The sequence below is a fragment of the Cohnella silvisoli genome, from assembly GCF_021190915.1.
Taxonomy (GTDB): Bacteria; Bacillota; Bacilli; order Paenibacillales; family Paenibacillaceae; genus Cohnella; species Cohnella silvisoli.
The window spans coordinates 47,649-66,162 of the sequence record NZ_JAIOAP010000028.1; the positions used below are offsets into that span (position 1 = coordinate 47,649).

Sequence of the window (18,514 nt, forward strand, 5' to 3'; positions counted from 1 at the left end):
TTTTGTACAGAAAGATAGGCCCGCGAAAACGACACACTTTGATACGCTTTCATGTTAGCAAAGCGAACGCTGGAATCATCTTAAAACATTCTTAAAACACTACATTTTTCGACTCTATATGCGTTATACTTTTCACAAAAATACTAATCGAGCGGGTGTTTTCTGTTGGACAAACATATTCTTGTCGTAGACAACGAACCGGAATTGCTGGATCTTGTCGAGTTTCATCTCATACAATCCAATCTACGCGTTACCACAGTGGATTCCGGTCTTGCCGCATTAAAGCGTCTTGACGAAACTTCGTTCGACCTTGTCATTCTGGACATCATGATGGACGGATTGGACGGCTTCGCGGTGCTAGAGCGAATCCGCGGCAATGCAATGGAGATGCCCGTCATCCTGCTAAGCGCTAAACACGAGCTGGACAGTAAAATATTCGGTCTCGGCATTGGAGCGGACGATTACGTCACGAAGCCGTTCAGCCCCTCCGAACTGGTCGCCCGCGTGCTGGCCCATCTTCGCCGCGCCAATAAAACGGTGCCAATCGAGAAGATGATATCGTATTCGTATAGGAATCTGACGCTCGACCCTGCTGGGCAAATTTTATACAAAGAGAACCAGGCCATTTCGCTCTCCGCCACGGAAACGAAAATTTTGCTCGCCCTGATGAAGCGTCCCAATCAAACGATCGCGAAAATCCAACTGTTCGAAGAAGTCTGGGGGCATACGAATTATGATGAGAATTCTATTAATGTCTATATGAACTTTTTGCGAAAAAAAATTGAGGAAGATCCCCGCCAACCCCGTTACATCCAGACAGTGTGGGGAGTCGGCTATCTATTGGTTGGTGATCCCGTATGAAGCTGAAGACTAAGATGGTGTGGATTATCACGTCATCCGTTCTGCTCACAGTCATTTTGTTGGTGGTGATGATCTTCGTCTTCACCAGCTTGTTTGTATCCGGATATAATCACGCCAAACTTCAGGAAATGAGCGTGCAGTTATCCGAACAGCTAGAACGTGCGAAAGTGCGGAATGAGACGCAACTAACCCAAGAAATGCAAAAGTTCAAAGCCAACTACGAAGGGGTGGACATGGAATTGTTAGGAAGCGATGGGACTCTGCTGTATTCATCCGCGAACCGGACAGAACCCTACTCCCTCCAAGAAATGACCGCTCGTTTCACCAATCAGCCCGCCCGTATGTTCCAAGGACAGGACGTTACATTGGCTTACGATATCGCGGCTGACGGTAAACAGTATTTTGTCGTATTTGATGTGAAAGGAGAGGCGTTCCAGCAAGTCCAGCTATTTATTTATTTAAATCAATATTCTGCTTACCCTTTTTTATTTGTTCCATTGCTCTTGATTATCGTTCTGCCCGCGACGATTGCGTTCGTCTTCATCCTGTTCGTCACACGCAGGATTGGTAAGTTGAATCGCGCGATGCGGCATGTCGATTTGCAGGAAAAGCCAGTTCGCTTGCAGGATAATTCAGGCGATGAAATCGGAGCGCTAACCCGTCTATTCAACGAGATGTCCGATAAACTGTATCGGCAGTATGTTCACACCCGTCAAATCGAACAAGCTCGCACCAAACTGGTCGGGAGCTTGTCCCACGATTTGCGGACGCCGCTTTCGATCATTCAAGGCTATGCGGAAACGTTGCAGCGGGGCTCGGCACATGATTCTGAGACGAGGCTCAGGCATTCGACGATCATCCTGCAAAAGTCGGAATATATGAACGAATTGCTGCACCAGCTGTTCCGGCTTGCCGAACTCGACGATCCTTCGAAGGCATTCCGCATGGAACGCGGCTCCATCCATTTTCTCTTACAGTCGATCATTGCGGAATATGTGCTCCTCTTGAAAGATCGGGGCATTGAATGGCAAGCGGAATTGCCGGAACCCTTCGTTCAATTGGAATACGACCGCGATTCTTTGGCGCAAGTGTTTCGAAATTTGATCGACAACGCCATCCTTCATGGGGGTGACGGCAAATTTCTAGGTATAAGGTTAAACGTGGGGAACGAATCGGTACAAATTGAAATCGAGGATAGAGGGAAAGGAATTCCGCAGGAGGAGCTGGAGCATGTTTTTGACCGGTTTTATCGGGTGGATAAAGGTCGGCAAAGCAATGGATTAGGCATCGGTCTGTCGCTGTCAAACGAAATTGTAAATCGGCACGGCGGGAGGATCACCATCCGTAGCGTTCCGAATAAGAGCACAATATTTACGGTTAGCTTGCCGTTAAATTCCTCAGGAAAAACCCCAATCGCAGGGAGTTACTCTAAATAATCGACTAATTCATTTGCCATAGATCACGTCACGAATAGCCTCAAGGTAGGCCATGCCATGCACAGTGTCCGGTTCAATATAACTCCCCTCCGTCCATTCGTTCCAAGAATTGATCGTGACGATCGGGGGCGTCGTTGCGTCTTCCTGCAGGAACTTTTTGACCGCTTCCAAGGAAGCTTTGAAATGTTCCGGCGTATTGTCGACCAATACGGACGTGAAAGGATAGCCAAGGGGTTCGTGAATGTCGGATTGCACCGTTCTTGGCGTCGAGATTCAAACAATCGTTTGATGCAGCCGAGCAAGCCGTCATGCAGCGAATGGTCAAAGGCATTAACCGCGTGATTATGATCGACGACTCCGCTATGGAGCCGCAAAGTTTCAACGCTATCAGCCTGAAGAAGGAGCAAGCCTTAGTCCGTTACTTCGAACAGTGCGACGAAACGGCAGCCCTGCAATTCATCGAACAACTTTTTGCCCCCTTCAAGAGTGCGGCCGTCATTGACGTCAGTCAGCTGATGAAACTTCACTTCCAGCTCATTATGCTGATGTTTAAAATTATGAACCATCTGGGCGTTAATCCCGTAGAAACGTTAGGCGATGAGTTTAAGCTGTACAGCCAAGTCAATTCCTATAGCAATATCGATTCCGTCATCAGTTGGTTCGCTTTGAAAATGGGCGTTTGCTTTGAGCTCATTCGATCCAAACAAGAAAACGGCCATACGAATTTGTTCGAAAAAGCAAAGGAGTATATTCAACGAAACTTCAACAAAGAGATTACGCTGGAGGGTTTAGCGGATCATGTCCATTTAAGCCCGCCCTACTTAAGCAAGCTGTTCAAAGAGGAGGTGGGCGAGAACTTCTTCGCTTATCTATTGAACTATCGGATGAATATAGCCCGCGGGCTGTTGAAGGAAGGGATTTACAAAGCGCATCAGGTTGCCGAAATGGTCGGCTTTCAGAATGAAAAATATTTTTTCAAAGTATTCAAGAGGGAAATCGGGCTTACGCCGAGCGCGTATAAGAATTTGTGATTTGCTCTATCAACAATTCCACATCGGTACATTTGACTGTTCCTTGAAAAAAGGGTTATTCCTTAAGCAGCTCGTTGGAGCGCTCGCCGAATAACCCTTGGTCCAAAAACAAATTACTTTCCGTCTTGCTCCAACATGTTCAGCAAAACGGTGACAGCTTCTGCTCTCGTTGTTTTGCCATCAGGAACGAAATCATTCGCGCCTTTACCGCTTATGATGCCCAGCTTCTTCAGCGCAGCCACTGGGCCTTTCGCCCACGACGAAATCTTCTTATCATCCGCGAAACCGGTTACGGGATTCGACTCTGCGGTTAGATTGAGCGCGCTCGCGATCATCACAGCCATCTCCGCGCGCGTAATTTCCGCATCCGGTCTGAACGAGCCGTCCTGATAACCGTGAATAATGCCTGCTTGCACCGCTTGCGCGACCGCTTTCTGTGCCCAGGCTCCGATTTTCGCCGTATCCGCGAAAGTCAGCGCCGCCCCTTCTGCTTGCGGATTCAACGCATTCATCAGCATAACCGCAAATTCCGCACGTGTAACGGTTTTGCCCGGTTTAAACGTTCCGTCGGCGTATCCCTTGGCGATTCCGATGTTCACTGCTTGCTTGATATTTGCTTCCGCCCAGTGTCCGGAGATATCGCTTAAGACGATCGGTTGCCCTGTCGGCGCCTCTTCCATCGGTCCTATGGCAAGCACGGCATACTTCGTAAAGTGATTGACGTCTACGGTAATATAATTGCCGTTTACTTTGCCTCCGACTTCGACCCATACCTTCTTCACTTCGTCGAAATAGAATACGGCTGCCTTTTGGTTTCTCTTCAAGCTTGCCGGATCGAAAGCGAAGGTCAGCGTTACCGGCTTGCTGAAGTTTTCCGAGAAGTTTTTCAGAATCTCATAGACCGGGCTGGCCAGAACGACTTTATCCGTTAGAGAGCTTTTCGTGTCCAATACTTTTTCGATCGTTAATTTCAATTCTTTGGCAGAAGCACCTACTGGAATAGAGATCATGACGGCATTATCCATGCTAACCTCGCCCTCTTTCCCTACGGGAAGCGTTAGTTGACCGTTAGTGGATATTGCTTTGCCGCTATTTGTTGCCCCACCGCCATTACCGCCGCTGCCGCTTCCGTCGTCGCCATTGTTTCCACTGCTGATGGATGCGCGCTTAACGATTACCGTGTACCTCTTCATTGTGCCGTCCCGCGCCTTCACTTCGACGTTAATGGGGTTATCGCCTACCGCAAGGTCTATGGCATCGCTTGCTTGTCCGCTGATAACAGGCTGGCCGTTTATGGTTATCGTTGCACGAAGATCGGATACTGCCGCCGTTACGGTAAGGCTGGATACGCCATTCGCCACATTGGAAACGTAGGCCGTTCTCCCGGGCGCGAAGACGGGACTTAACGTGCCGCTCGACAGGATGAATCCGTTCAAGTCCGCGTTGCTGCCGGATACGCGATTCACGGTTACCGTATATACGTTCTCCGTTCCATCTTCAGCCTTTACCCCAATCCGAATGGAGTTCGGTCCCACGATCAAGTCGGATGCCCGATAGGAATATACCGCGTCCGTTACCGACAGGTATACGGCCCCCGTAACCGAAACAATTTGGCTTGCATCCGCCTTGGCGAGGTTTAGGTTTAGACTGGACACGTCAAAATCCACGTCCACGTTGTAATTCAGATCCGATAACGAGAATGCTGGGGCTAATGTTCCCTTGTCTACGGATAAACTGGACAACAGAGCATTACTGCTCAACCATTGCGCATATAACGTGAGATTGACTGCCCCCATGGAGAACGCGTCTCCCGCGCGGTAACTCGTGCCGCTCCCGTCCGCCGCCGTATTCCACCCCGCGAACGAGTAACCTGTCTTCACCAGATTTCCGATGTTGCCCGGCACGGTGACGATCGTGTCGTAGTCGTGGCTGCTGCCGCTGGGCGCGCTGCCTCCCATGCTGCCATTCCCGTCATAGGCGATCATATAGCTGTTCGCTTTCCACTTCGCGTACAGCGTCAAACCCTCCGCACCGATCGCAAAAGTGTCGGCACCGGCGTAGTTCGTTCCGGTTCCGTCCGCCTTCGTATTCCATCCGGAGAACGTATAGCCTGTCTTCTCCAGACTTCCGGTATTGCCCGACACGGTGACAATGTTGTTGTAGTCGTAACTGCTGCCGCTTGGCGCGGTACCTTCCGCGTTGCCGTTGCCGTCGTAGGCAACCGTGTAGCTGTTGATCGTCCACTTCGCGTATAACGTTACGTCTGCCGCACCAATGGTAAACGTGTCTCCCGAGCCAGAGTTCGTTCCGCTGCCGTCCGCTTTCGTATTCCATCCCGCGAACGTATAACCCGTCTTCTCTAGTCTTCCGATGTTGTCCAACACCGTGACGCTTGTGTTGTAGTCGTGGCTGCTGCCCGTTGGCTCACTGCCGCCCGTGCTGCCATTGCCGTCGTAGGTAACCGTATAGATATTGACCGTCCACTTCGCATACAACGTCACATCTGCCGCACCTATGGTAAACGCGGCTGCAGCGGCGTAGTTCGTTCCGCTTCCGTCCACCTTCGTATTCCACCCTGCGAATGTATAGCCTGTCCTTACCAGATTACCGGTATTGTCCTGCACCGTGACATTCGTGTTGTAAACGTGAGTTCTGTCCGTTGGCGCGCTGCCGCCCGTGCTCCCGTTGCTGTCGTAAGTGACCGTGTAGCTGTTGATCGCCCACTTCGCGTAGAGAGTCACGTCTGCCGCACCGATGGCAAAAAGATTTCCTGCGGCGTAATTCGTTCCGGTTCCGTTAGCTTTCGAATTCCACCCCGCGAACGTATAACCCGTCTTCTCCAGACTTCCGATGTTGTCCAACACCGTCACGCTTGTGTTGTAGTCGTGGCTGCCGCCCGTTGGCTCACTGCCGCCCGTACTGCCGTTGCCGTCGTAGGCGACCGTGTAGCTGTTCGGTGTCCACTTCGCGTACAGCGTTACGTCTGCCGCACCGATGGTGAACGCGTCTGCAGCGGCGTAGTTCGTTCCGGTTCCGTCCACCTTCGTACTCCATCCCGCGAACGAGTAGCCTGTTCTTACTAGGTTTCCGGTATTATCCTGCACCGTGACGCTTGTATTATAGATGTGGCTGCCGCCCGCAGGCGCGCTGCCGCTCTCGCTTCCGTTGCCGTCGTACGCAACCGTATAACTGTTGATCGTCCATTTCGCGTACAGCGTTACGTTAGCCGCACCGATCATAAATGTATTTCCAGCCGTATAACTCGTTCCGGTTCCGTCCACCTTCGTATTCCATCCTGCGAACGTATGACCGGTCTTGTCCAGGCTTCCGCTGCCTTGCACGGTAACGCTCGTATTGTAATTGTGGCTGCTGACCGTTGGCGCACTGCCTCCCGTACTGCCATTGCCATCGTAGGAGACGGTGTAGCTGTTCGGTGTCCACTTCGCGTACAGCGTCACGTCTGCCGCACCGATGGTGAACGAGGCTGCAGCGACGTAGTTCGTTCCGGTTCCGTCCGCCTTCGTATTCCATCCCGCGAACGAGTAGCCTGTTCTTACCAGGTTCCCGGTGTTGCCCTGCACCGTGACGCTCGTATTATAGACGTGGCTGCCGCCCCCCGGCGCGCTGCCGCTCTCGCTTCCATTGCCGTCGTATGCAACCGTATAATTGTTGATCGTCCATTTCGCATACAGCGTTACGTTAGCCGCACCGATCATAAACGTATTTCCAGCTGTATAACTCGTTCCGGTTCCGTCCGCCTTCGTATTCCATCCCGTGAACGTATGACCGGTCTTGGCCAAGCTTCCGCTGCCTTGCACGGTAACGCTCGTATTGTAATTGTGGCTGTTGACCGTTGGCACGCTGCCGGACGTAGCGCTGTTGCCATCATAGGAGACCGTGTAACTGTTGATCGTCCACTTCGCGTACAGAGTGATGTCCTCCGCACCCATCGCAAAAGTATTTCCTGCAGCGTAGTTCGTTCCGGTTCCGTCTGGTTTCGTGTTCCACCCCGCAAACGAATAGCCCGTCTTCGTCAGATTCCCGGTATTGCCCGGCACCGTGACGCCCGAATTATAGAGACGGCTGCCTCCCGCTGGTGTACTGCCGCTCTCGCTGGCGTTGCCATCGTAAGAAACCATGTAGCTGTTGATGTTCCATTTCGCATACAGAATGACGCCATCCGTACCGATGGTCAACGTATTTCCTGCCGCGTAGTCCGTGCCGGTTCCATCCACTTTCGTGTTCCACCCCGCGAACGTATGGCCGGTCCTGGTCAGACCGCCCGTGTTGCCCAGAACCGTCGCGCTTGTGTTGTTATCGTAGCCGTTGGGGTCCTCCGGCACTGTCCCGCCCGTACTGCCGTTGCCGTCGTAAAGGACGGCGTTTTTCAGCGTCATTACGGTAGCCTTGTAGCCATTTGCATAATCCATATAGGCGGCATAAGGAATGCCGTTATAGACGAAAAGTGACATATATCCAGACCCGCCCGCGGAAAATCCGCGATTGCCTACGAACTCCCAATTGCTTCCATTATATTTCATCACCGTGGCCTTGCCGCCTGCAGCTACATCCCAGAAGCCGACGTAAGGAGTGTTGCCGTCCAGATAAAGCGACGTATTGGTGGAAGTGGTGGATATGGGCCAGTCACCCCCGACCATCACCCAGTTGCTTCCGTTATATTTCATCACTGTGGTTCTACGAGGTGCGTCATATTCGTAATAGGACAAATAAGGGGTCCCGTCATCCGCCACTTTCACCGATATATTCAGGGCATCTACCGTGAATTCGGCAGCGCCTACCAGTTCCCAAGCGCTTCCGTTATACTTCTTTACGCTAGCTCTCTCTATACCTCCGTAGTTTGTATAAGCAACATAAGGCGTGCCGTTATACACATACAGTGACGGGTTATATGACATCCCTTCGGAAACTGCGCTGCCTACCGTCACCCAATTGCTCCCATCGTACTTCGCCACCATAACTTTATAGATACTTTGCGTATCCCGATAGGCGACATAGGGAGTGCCCTGATATACATACAACGAGGTTTGGATGGCTTCGCCGGGAGAAGCCCCGCCGCTGCCTACCATTATCCAACTGCTCCCATCAAATTTCATCACCATAACCTTTCCACTTTGTGTCCAATCGTTAAAAGAGACATAAAGGGTACCCTCGTAGATATACAGTTGCACATAGGAAACGGTGCCCGGCGAAAATCCGGCGTTGCCTACCGTCACCCAGTTGCTCCCGTCGAACTTCTTCACCGTGAGCTTGTTGGGATTCCCGCCATCCGCATATGCAACATACGGGGTGCCATTATAGATAAACAGCGAAGTATTATCGGCTTGGCCATCCGAAAATCCGGCGTTGCCTACCGTCACCCATTTACTTATCGATGCATGGGCATAGCTTCCTCCAAGAACGAGCAGTCCAAGCATACAGCCAATCGCCATCAGCATCGCAAGATTTGCTTTTCTCCAACTAAATCTCATCATTTTCCCCTCCAGATTGATCAACTTAAATTGGCATACAAAAGGAATCCGCCCAAAGACACGATCCAGACGATAAATGAGCCATGTTTGCGTATCGCCGAACGCGTCGGAGAAGAGAACCCACCCTTGCGATACGATAAGCGTCCACAACGCTGCTTTACGGTTCATTCGGTTTAACCTCGTTTTAAATAGGCAGCTAAAATTGTCGAATCTACCTCCAGCATAGCGCGGCCATCTTGGTTTAAACTGAAAAGAAAGCGCTTCATGTCAGGTATTTGCGAAAATGATCATGAAAACGGAAAAAAAACAAAAAAAACGGCCCTTACCGGGTTTTATCGATTGACGAATATTTTGTCGAAAGTAGTGGACGAGAGGTTGGGGAGAATACATGGGGTTATGAAGTTGCATAAAAAAAAGCCCAAGCGTTGTGTCTGCTTGAGCTTAGATAGATTTAACGATTCATAGCGTAGTAAGTCATCGCCTTCCTGAAGGCGAATCTGGAGACCGACTGGAATGTGGTTAGATTTTCCGCCAATATTCTTATTGACTCAAGAAGTAGTTCATCATCGCCTTTCTTAAAGCGGCCCTCGTGACGGTCTGGAATAGGGTTAAATTATCGGCCAAGCCAAGCGACGCGAGCGGCGCGACGGCGGACATGATGTTCAAAACCTGGAAGCCAAGCTCGTTATGGTACACGTCCCACAGCGTGCCCCACGTATCGCCGGCGCTATATCCCGCCTGCACCAATTGGATGCACGCCGGTATCCAGTCCCAGCCGAGCTTCCTCATGACACGAGCGGCGTCATTGGAGCTGAGTCCCGCTTCGCGCATAATCGCAAACGGTATGCCCTCGGAGAGATCCGTCAGCATCGCGCTGATCGCGCTGTCCAGATCCGCTTGGATGAAGCTCACGCCGATATTCGAGACCGACTTAAGCGCCTCGTACACTTGCATATCCGTAAAATATCTACTATTGTCATAGGACTGCATCAAGGATTGTCCCAGTTGTACGAGCGTCAGCGTCGAGTTTCTTGCGATCGCTTGAGCGATCGTCCCCAAAGTCCATGGGCCGTACGGGCCGAACCACAAGCTAATGGCGTAGTCGTATGGATTGCAATTCACAATCTTAAGCGCCTTGACCAGATCGTCGATATTCTTATATCCGTTATTGTACAAGTATTGGACCAGCATGCTCGGGCGCGGGTCCGCTCCATAAACGACCTTGACGACCGTCTCCAGCGGATAATTCAAGGCACGCAAATGCTTGACAAGTTTATCGGGCTCCCCTAATATCCGTCCGATATCGGCGAGCGGATAGCCAACCTCTATCAAATAGCGAATGGTGTCGCGCAGACTGTACTGCCATAGGGCCAGTAAATAGTTGGCATTCGACAAGCTCAAGCCAAGGTTGCGGAGCTGCATGATCGCCGTCGAATCTCCGTTGCTTATACTATAACGAATGGCATCAAACAGATCTGTGAAACCCGCTTGCTTCATCACAACGAGAATATCGCCTTGCGACTTGTTCGGAAACGCCCCCTTGAGCGCGGGATAAACGAGCAGTCCCTTGTAGCCCCATTGGAGCAGTTCCGTCGCAACACTCTGCATGTCGCTGCTGCCGAACAATTGCACCATAACAAGCGCCATCTCATTGACATAGTCTCCGTGAAAGTTATAGTCATACGCAAATAGGATGCTCTCTTTCGTATAACCGGCTTGATTCAGCAATCGTGCGATCGTTACGCCATCGAGATTACGGTAGGTTTGTTGTATGACTGCCAGCACGTCATAAGCTTTGTAATGATGGGCCGCCATCCAACCGACATACAGTGTGGCGGGATCGAGGCGGTAATACGCGCCGACTTTACTCACAATCCCGTCCTCACCCAAGCCGAAAAGACGATTAGCCATCATGACTTCCAGCACGGCAGATGAGTCCAACCCATACACGCGCTCGAGCACGCCTATCGTTTCTTCGAACGATTTGCCGAGCGACTTCATGACGCTAATCGCATATTTCGCAGTACGAACATCCGATGCCTTAAGCGTAGCGTCAAGTCGGTTGGTCACTTCCGGATACACGGTCGCGATGACGTTGTCCATCGTCGACAGCGCGCCTTCTTTATAAATGTAACCGTCGCAATACGCCTGGAATATCGCCACCAGCACGCTGTCCCGCGAATACCCGGCAGCCGCGAGCCCTCGAGCCATCGCTACGGAATCCGTGCTTGTAAACTGATCTTTAAGCGCCACCGCCGCCTGCGTTGCCGAGTAGCTGCCCCGGAACAATGACTGGGCCATCAAGGCGAACGGATCGACGTTAAAAACGGCAGTCACTGTTGCTGTTATTTCTTCGGAGCTGTAACCAGGGAGCGCGTTCAGCCAAGTCGTCACCGCTGGTACGGCCTGTTCCGCGTTGCCCGCGTACAGATTGCGAAGGGCTGTCGCGATCTCATTCAAATTGTAGCCGAGGGTGTGCAGCGCCATCGCCATATCGCTCATCTGCGTAGACTGCTTGTGAACTAAATATTTAGCAATTTCCGTCGCGCTATAGTTCGCGGTCTTGAAGGCGGCGCCGTTTAGGACCAATCCATCGCCAATTTGATTCATCGTGAAGCCGCTGGCCGCCAGATCGCCGATGAGAACAGTCGTATCCGTATGTCCGTATCCCCGGCGCAACACGTCAACGATCGTAACGAAATCGTACATGACAGGAACAGACGAACCTTTTAATGCGCGAACGGCTTCTTCTGATGATAATCCGTATATTTCCTTGAGCACCTGTCCTAGGAACAGAACGTCGGTCGAGCCCTGGAACATCCGGGTCTGGCCCATGAAATTGAGCATGTCGAAGACCGAGTAGCCGCTGGCTTCCGCGATCGCGCGCGCCGTATCGAGCTTGCTGAACACAAGCTGCAAGTCGGCAACGAGAGAGCTATAATTCGAAAATCCTGCGCCGACGACATACTTGGCGATTTCCGATGCGGAATACCCCGGAATCGGCTCGCTTGTCGACGTGTTGAGACCGCTCGCCGAAAGCAGCTTGATCTGGTTCGGGCTGGACGAGTTGCTATACACCTTCACCGCCAAAGACTTCAGCACGTTACTCATACTGGACAACGGATAGCCCGCATTGCGCAGCTCGAGTACAATGTTGGTCGCTTGCGTCTGCGTAAGCGTGTTCGAAGGCGCAAGCCACTGCACGATATCGCCCGCGTTAAATCCAGCTCGGACAAGACCGGCGACAACGGTCACTTGGCCCGGTCGCATCGTCGTGACCGTAGTCGCGCCGAACTGGGTCAGCAACGCCGCCAACGCGGCAAGGGTGCCGCCATACTTCTTGCGGACCGCATCCACCGCTTCAACTGCATCGTAGCGATAAGTCGCGGCAGACAAAGGGTCCGTCTGCATCAATTGCGCCATCAAGTCCGCCCTCGTGCGGATGTCCGGGTTCGTCTCCATTAGCGCGCCGGCCGTCTCTATGGCCGAGTAGCCGCCATATTTCAAAGAGGAGACGACGGTATCCACCCGATGGTCGAGGGAGTACAAGAATTTATAAACTTCCAGCGCCGTAAACGAACCTCTTAATGCGGCTAATGCGTCGGCCTGGGTATTTGCATATGCGAGGCCACCCCAGATTTCGCCGATCGTAAATCCGACGGCGCTCATCACTTTTACCGTATCCAGAGGTGTCACTGCGAAATCCAGCAGGAACATCTTCCCGATGTCCGCTGCGGCGTATCCGCTATCCTTCAGCAAACCTGCAATGCGGTCAGTAGTCGCTCCGTAAATGTCTTTCAACACCATGCCCGCCTTGCTTGCGTTGATGCCAGCGGCTTTCAAAGCCGAGACGGCTTGCCAATCATCGTTTCCGTACACTTCCTTCAACACACGTCCAACATCGTTGCTGAAGCTGCCGTAATTATGCATTGCAAACAATTTCGCAGCGCGTTCATTGCTCGTACCATAATGGGTACGCATCGACGCCGCCAGCTTGACATTGGGGAAAAACCAGCTGTAGGACGTGACCTGTTCGTCGGTATAACCCGCCTCTTTCAGCGCTCTTACCCAGTCGTCGGACTGGCCGTCCAGGAAACTGAAGTTTTTGCCCAAGTTCTGCACGTCCAGGATGCCCGCTTCTTTCATGCCGATCAACAGATGATAGACGCTAATGCCTTGCGGCAAAAGCAGACCGGGCATATTCTCGTTGGTAACGCGATAGACGGTGTTCAGCGCTTTAATGAGCGCATTCGTATTGTAGCCGCCTTCGATTAACGCTTTGGCGGCGACGCTGGCATTCACGCTCGCGTTGTTCTTCAAGTCATCCGCCGTCTGCTCGGCGGTTTTCCCGAGCATACGATTGTACGCCGCTCTGCCGCCAGGCGTGCCGCCGTTTGTAAATGACCGCCAGGTTAAAGCGGGCAGCGCCTTGTTGTCCGTGGAATGAATCGTGCCCGGTACATATTTCAGTTCCAGCGTATTCGGATTGACGGACGCACCGAGCGCAAGTTCAAGCCGGGTGGCCGATTCCGACAGCGTCGCGCCCGTAATCGCAACCGGCGCGCCGGAGTCCGTAAGCGTGAAGCCCGCAGGCGCTGAGGGCAAGCTGGCAAGCGGTTTGCTGAACAGCAACGTGAGCTTCGTCAGCTCGGGACTGACCAGTGCGCCGGTGACAGCCGGCACGTCGGGAATCGACACCGTCTTGCTCGCGCCGAACGTATATCCCGGCTTTGCAAGCGATAACGTGTATGCCTCCCCGCCTGTCAGGAAACCTTCCGCTCTGTAGCTCACGCCGGCTTGATCCGTACTTCTGAGCTTCGATACGAGCGCGGGCATCCCGTCGGCGTTCACCATGATGAGATTCGTACTCGTCATATTCGGAACCGCAGGCGTCAGCAGCAGATCGAATCCGCCGGCCGACGGATTGCCGACCGTAACCGTAACCCCGACAACTGTCGGTCCGCCGCCCGATCCCGATCCGCTCGATCCCGATCCGCTCGATCCCGATCCGCTCGATCCCGATCCTTGCGTCACCGTTCCGCCGACATTGGCCGAAATGCCGTCCGCGACGACCGTCTGCGTCGGCTTTTGCGCAATCGTAACCCCGGGCGCCGTGACCGACGCCGTATCGATTTTCCCGTCTCCCTTGATGGTCGCGGCTGCTCCTGCATTCACGTTGGTTACCTGCGAGTTTTTATGCAAGGTGACGTCGGCTCCCGCCGCTTGCTCCGTTAACGTTAAATTGCCGACTTTGCCGCTCGTTACGGTCAATTGCGCGGGCGCAACGACCACGACGTCCGGGAAGTCGCCGTCCAGCGTCACTTCGCCGGTCGTCGACACTTTCACGGTGCCGTAACTGGCCCCGCTTCCGCCGGCGACTTGCAGCGTGGCGCCCGATTCGACCGACACTTGGTCCACGGCCGTAGAACCTTCGATGACGACCCGGACCTGGCCGCCTACTTTCGTAATGACTACCCGGCTTAATGCCGAATCCAGAACGTGAACGCTGTTTTTACCGCCGCCTTTGACCGTTGTCGTCCCTTCGACGACGACGCGGTCGAGCGTGACGTCGCCCTCTCCGATCCCTTCACCGAGCAGCAGATTTCCCTTAATCGTCACGTTCCTCAACACAACATTCGGCACGTTAATCGCCAAATCGCCCTCATGCGTTTCCTTACCGGAAACCGGGCCGTAAGTTCCCGCTTTGTCTATTGAGAATGAAAGCGCGGAAGGGTTCGTATGTAAATCGGCTTGCTTGCGGACACGGTCCAGGATGACGACCGCCTCGGCTCGCGTCAGCGGTTGTCTGGCTTTAAACACATTCCCGCCATAACCCTTCATGATCCCAGCCGCTACGACCGCGCTAATGGCGCCGCGGCTCCAATTCGCAATGCTCTTCGCATCTGCGAATTTCCCGGATTCGGTTTGACTTCCCGTATCCAGCTTAAGCAATCGCGCGATAATGACAGCTGCCTCTTCCCTCGTAACGGATGCTTCCGGGCGGAACAAATCTTTCCCGTCCCCCTGCATGTACCCTGCCTCTTTCGCCCGCGCAACGTCCAGAGCGTACCACTTCGCGGAAGATATGTCCGCAAACGAGCTTGATGCCGCCTTCGTATATTGAAAAGCACGGTTAATCATCGCTACCAGTTCTGCCCGGATCACCTTGTTGTCGGGATGAAAACTACCATTCGGCAAGCCGCTTACCAAACCTTCTTGCAGCCAAACCCGGATTGTGTTTTCCGCCCAATGGCCAGAGATATCCGTACTTGCGGGCAACGAGCTTGCAGATTTATCCGATGCCGCGAATAACTCTGCCGCCGCCATTGCCGCATTCGACTGACCAGGTACCGGTATGAGCTGTGCAAGCAATGTGAGGACGAGCAAACAGACCACAACTCGTTTCCCCCACCCTTTCATTTTCCTATCCATATCCCCTTCCACCTTTCGATCCAAATAAATTGTCAGTCCTTAAATGCGACAATGAACGGTTGATTTCTGCATGAGACGACGTGTTTCTCTATAGGATACAAGCTATCGGTAAAATAGCGGTAAAATAGGTCAAAAAAATTAAAAATGGATTACGACTAAATACTAAACGCCCTAGGTTACATTGGGGTAAACTGCAACATTTTTCAACAAAAAAAACCGAAGGTCCTAAGGACCCTCGGAGTTCGTACAAATCTATTCCCCTGAGCCAACGAGCGGCAGCGTGAAATAAAACCGACTTCCTTTCCCGAGCTCGCTCTCTGCCCAAATTTCACCGCCATGCTGTTCGACAATTTCCTTGGCAATCGCAAGGCCAAGTCCGCTGCCCTGAGCTTCACCTTCCCTATAGTGCCGCCGGAAAATGCGCGTCATCTGCTCCTCTCCAATCCCCTGACCGGTATCACCTATCATGATGCAGACCGATTTGTTCCTTAACGACGCCTGCAACGTTATCGTGCCATCCGGCGGTGTAAACTTGCAAGCATTGTGAACCAGATTGGAAAGCACCCGCTTGATTAGATAAGGGTCAATCCGCACATCCGCATCCGTACCGAATGGCGAAATCATGAGCCTGCAGCGCCGTCCGGCATATTCGATGTCTGCCGCCAGTTCCTTGCCTATCTCCTCAAACCATTCATAGAAAATGACCAGCTGCAAATCAGCGCTTCCCGAAGCAACCTCACTGCGGCTTAAAGCCAATAAGTCGTCAATAAACCGATTGACATCGAGAACCTTATCGTGAACATTCCGCATGATTCGTTCCTGATGCTCTGGCCTCGTTTCGAACTTATGGATCAGCGCCTCAACGCCGCTCTGTACATAGGAGAGTGGACTGCGAACATCATGCGAAATGTTTTGCAGCATTTTCGTGCGGAATGTTTCCGATACGATAAGCTCATCGTTAGTGCGCTTTAAGCTTTCCGTCTGCTCTTCAACCGTTTTCTTCAAGTTTACGTTCCAATCCGAGAGCGTTTGTACCAGCTCTTGCTGCGCGTTTTCCTCTTTTTTGCGCATTTGATTCATGAGTGCATACATCAAGATCGCGATAAAGACAAAATCGCCGAGCAAACCGAACTGCGAAGCGTAACGGGTGAACATATTGTTGGGAAGCACGCCGTAAAGCAGCAGCGCTTTAGGAACGATAGCAAAGATAACGATCGGTATTTTGGGAATGGCTAAATAGATGGCGATACGGTCTCCTTTTCTCGCACACAGAATGACAACGACTACCGCCAACAATAAAGTGACATACTTGAACCAAAACAAAAATTGTGCCATACCAAGCGGATAGAAAAATAGGATGCCTATACAAATAAACGGGCAGATTACGTTCAAAAGACGGCAAATCCACTTAGCCGTAGGCGAATCAACGCGGGGAAACAATATTTTTTCTATAAAAAGGAATCCAAACCAGCGGCCGAGCACGTAAAAGAAATCATATACAGCGGACGGACTATACCATATTCCCGCTCCCATCGCCTCGCCTGTTAATCGACTCGTTCCGAACAAGGGCAGTGTAAACCCGTTCCAGATTAACAACGCCGTACAAAAACACATAACATTAAGCATGTAATACAAATAGGCTCTATTGCGAGTATACAAGTAGAGCACGATCTGGAACACAGCAATAACCAGAATCATCCCGTAATAGATCCCGTTAAACAGCAATTCATTAAACATATTGTTGTACAAAGTCGATTGCGCCGTTAAACGCAGAGGAATGATCATCGAACCATACGTCTCAAAGCGTATGTAAATCGTTGTTTTTTGTCCTTGCGGCAAAGTAATCTGATAGGAAGGATACAGTCGGTGTTTAGTGATCAGCGTTTCCGGCGGATATATATCGATTTTATCCATCAGCGAATTGATTACAGTGAGTTCCCATTTATCGTTGGATGATTCATTGTTAAGGGTGACGCGGACCCAATATGCGGATAACGTATATCCAAAAGAGGATTTACCTCTCGCCGGTTGAAACTGCTGCTGCAACGCCGGTGATTGCAAATCCTGCATGGACCATTGTCGCTGCGTGTCCTCCAATACTTCCATCTGAGCGTTGATCGAATAACTGCGTTCGTTATCTGCTATTGAAAGTTCGGCTCCTCCTGTGGTTCCCATAGCGCTAACAGCGGGAGAGAGCGCTATCGCGCAGAAAATATACATCATGATCATGAGACTCAGGATCCGCATGACAATTTCCTCTCTGATAGCGCTATAATTACTATGAATTCTAGCAATAATTTATATATTTACAACCCCCTAAAATAGGAGGCTACATCCATGACAGCAACCATTTTAACTGTAGACGACGATATTCAATTACAAGAAATTCTGCATTTATTTCTGACGGCTGCAGGATTCCATGTGCTGCAAGCTTTTAACGGCGAACAATGCTTGGCTCACCTTGAACGTAAACAACCGGATCTTATCCTGCTGGACATTCAAATGCCGGATACGGATGGCATCACGTTATGCCGCCGCATCAGAAGTCTGTTTCAACGTCCGATCTTGTTTTTGACGGGAAATACGCAAATGGAAGATAAATTGAACTCCCTGCAGTCCGGGGGCGACGATTATATTACAAAACCGTTCGATTCACTAGAATTGATCGCAAGGGTCAAAGCCCATTTGCGCTGGGGAATGCTTCTGGCAGAAACGAGGGAACCCCGCCGGAAATTGTCCGTTCCCGGACTCGAAATCGATTTGGAGCGATTGACGGTTATAGCAAACGGGCAACCCGTCACTTTACTAGCTAAAGAGATGCATCTGCTGCTGACGCTCGCGCAAAACCAGCAAAGAGTTTATCATCCGAGACAACTCTATGAGCTAATTTGGATCGATCCGGTTGGCTACTCGTCCGATATTATCAAAGTACACATTCATAGGCTTCGCAAAAAAATTGAAGTCGATCCGATGAAACCGAAATTCATCCATACCGTCAACGGTTTTGGTTACAAATTCGAACCGAGCGAATAGTAAGAGACACTCTCCACCTACCCCGCTAGTAGCTTCCGGCACTGCTGCCACAACCGATGTAGACTCCGTTCAAAAAGGCTTCATTAAACACCTCGTCGTCGTTTTTAAGAAAAACCGTCAGGGTATATCTCCCTGACGGTCTTTTTGGGTTTGGAGGATATTTGAGACTTTGTATTCGTAGCCATGTACGCCTATGTAATGCTCAGGGTACATTTCTCCCCCACAATGCTCG

At 51.6% G+C, this 18,514-nt stretch carries 8 protein-coding genes; 4 read left to right on the top strand and 4 right to left on the bottom strand.

Annotated features, from left to right (window positions below):
• The first annotated feature begins 165 nt into the window (after positions 1-165).
• Both K7P76_RS32100 and K7P76_RS32105 read left to right on the top strand, forming a co-directional pair.
• Positions 166-861: a response regulator transcription factor gene (locus tag K7P76_RS32100; protein ID WP_232190176.1), complete on the top strand. Its 696-nt coding sequence runs from the start codon at positions 166-168 to the stop codon at positions 859-861.
• Positions 858-2,297 (top strand): sensor histidine kinase, encoded by a 1,440-nt coding sequence (locus K7P76_RS32105; RefSeq protein ID WP_232190177.1) that lies wholly within the window; start codon positions 858-860, stop codon positions 2,295-2,297. Before K7P76_RS32100 ends, K7P76_RS32105 begins: the two co-directional genes overlap by 4 nt.
• A gap of 9 nt (positions 2,298-2,306) precedes the next feature.
• Here K7P76_RS32105 and K7P76_RS32110 read toward each other — a convergent pair whose 3' ends face one another.
• Entirely contained in the window at positions 2,307-2,552 is a 246-nt protein-coding gene (locus tag K7P76_RS32110; RefSeq protein WP_232190178.1) for a glycoside hydrolase family 99-like domain-containing protein, read from the bottom strand.
• A 5-nt stretch (positions 2,553-2,557) separates the two neighbouring features.
• On the opposite strand from K7P76_RS32110, the gene K7P76_RS32115 reads away from it, so the two are divergent.
• Entirely contained in the window at positions 2,558-3,328 is a 771-nt protein-coding gene (locus K7P76_RS32115) for a helix-turn-helix transcriptional regulator (RefSeq protein ID WP_232190179.1), read from the top strand.
• A 113-nt stretch (positions 3,329-3,441) separates the two neighbouring features.
• Here the strand turns inward: K7P76_RS32115 and K7P76_RS32120 are convergent, their stop codons facing one another.
• From K7P76_RS32120 to K7P76_RS32130, 3 genes are all read right to left on the bottom strand, one after another.
• Positions 3,442-8,985 (bottom strand): InlB B-repeat-containing protein, encoded by a 5,544-nt coding sequence (locus tag K7P76_RS32120; RefSeq protein ID WP_232190180.1) that lies wholly within the window; start codon positions 8,983-8,985, stop codon positions 3,442-3,444.
• 372 nt (positions 8,986-9,357) lie between these two features.
• A complete protein-coding gene (locus K7P76_RS32125) occupies positions 9,358-15,249 on the bottom strand; it encodes an S-layer homology domain-containing protein (RefSeq protein WP_232190181.1) in 5,892 nt (1,963 codons plus the stop codon).
• Between the two features lie 252 nt (positions 15,250-15,501).
• Complete coding sequence (locus K7P76_RS32130) at positions 15,502-17,496, bottom strand: sensor histidine kinase (protein ID WP_232190182.1); 1,995 nt, start codon at positions 17,494-17,496, stop codon at positions 15,502-15,504.
• Between the two features lie 90 nt (positions 17,497-17,586).
• On the opposite strand from K7P76_RS32130, the gene K7P76_RS32135 reads away from it, so the two are divergent.
• Positions 17,587-18,282, top strand: coding sequence for a response regulator transcription factor (locus K7P76_RS32135; protein ID WP_232190183.1), 696 nt, complete (start codon positions 17,587-17,589; stop codon positions 18,280-18,282).
• The last annotated feature ends 232 nt before the right edge of the window (positions 18,283-18,514 follow it).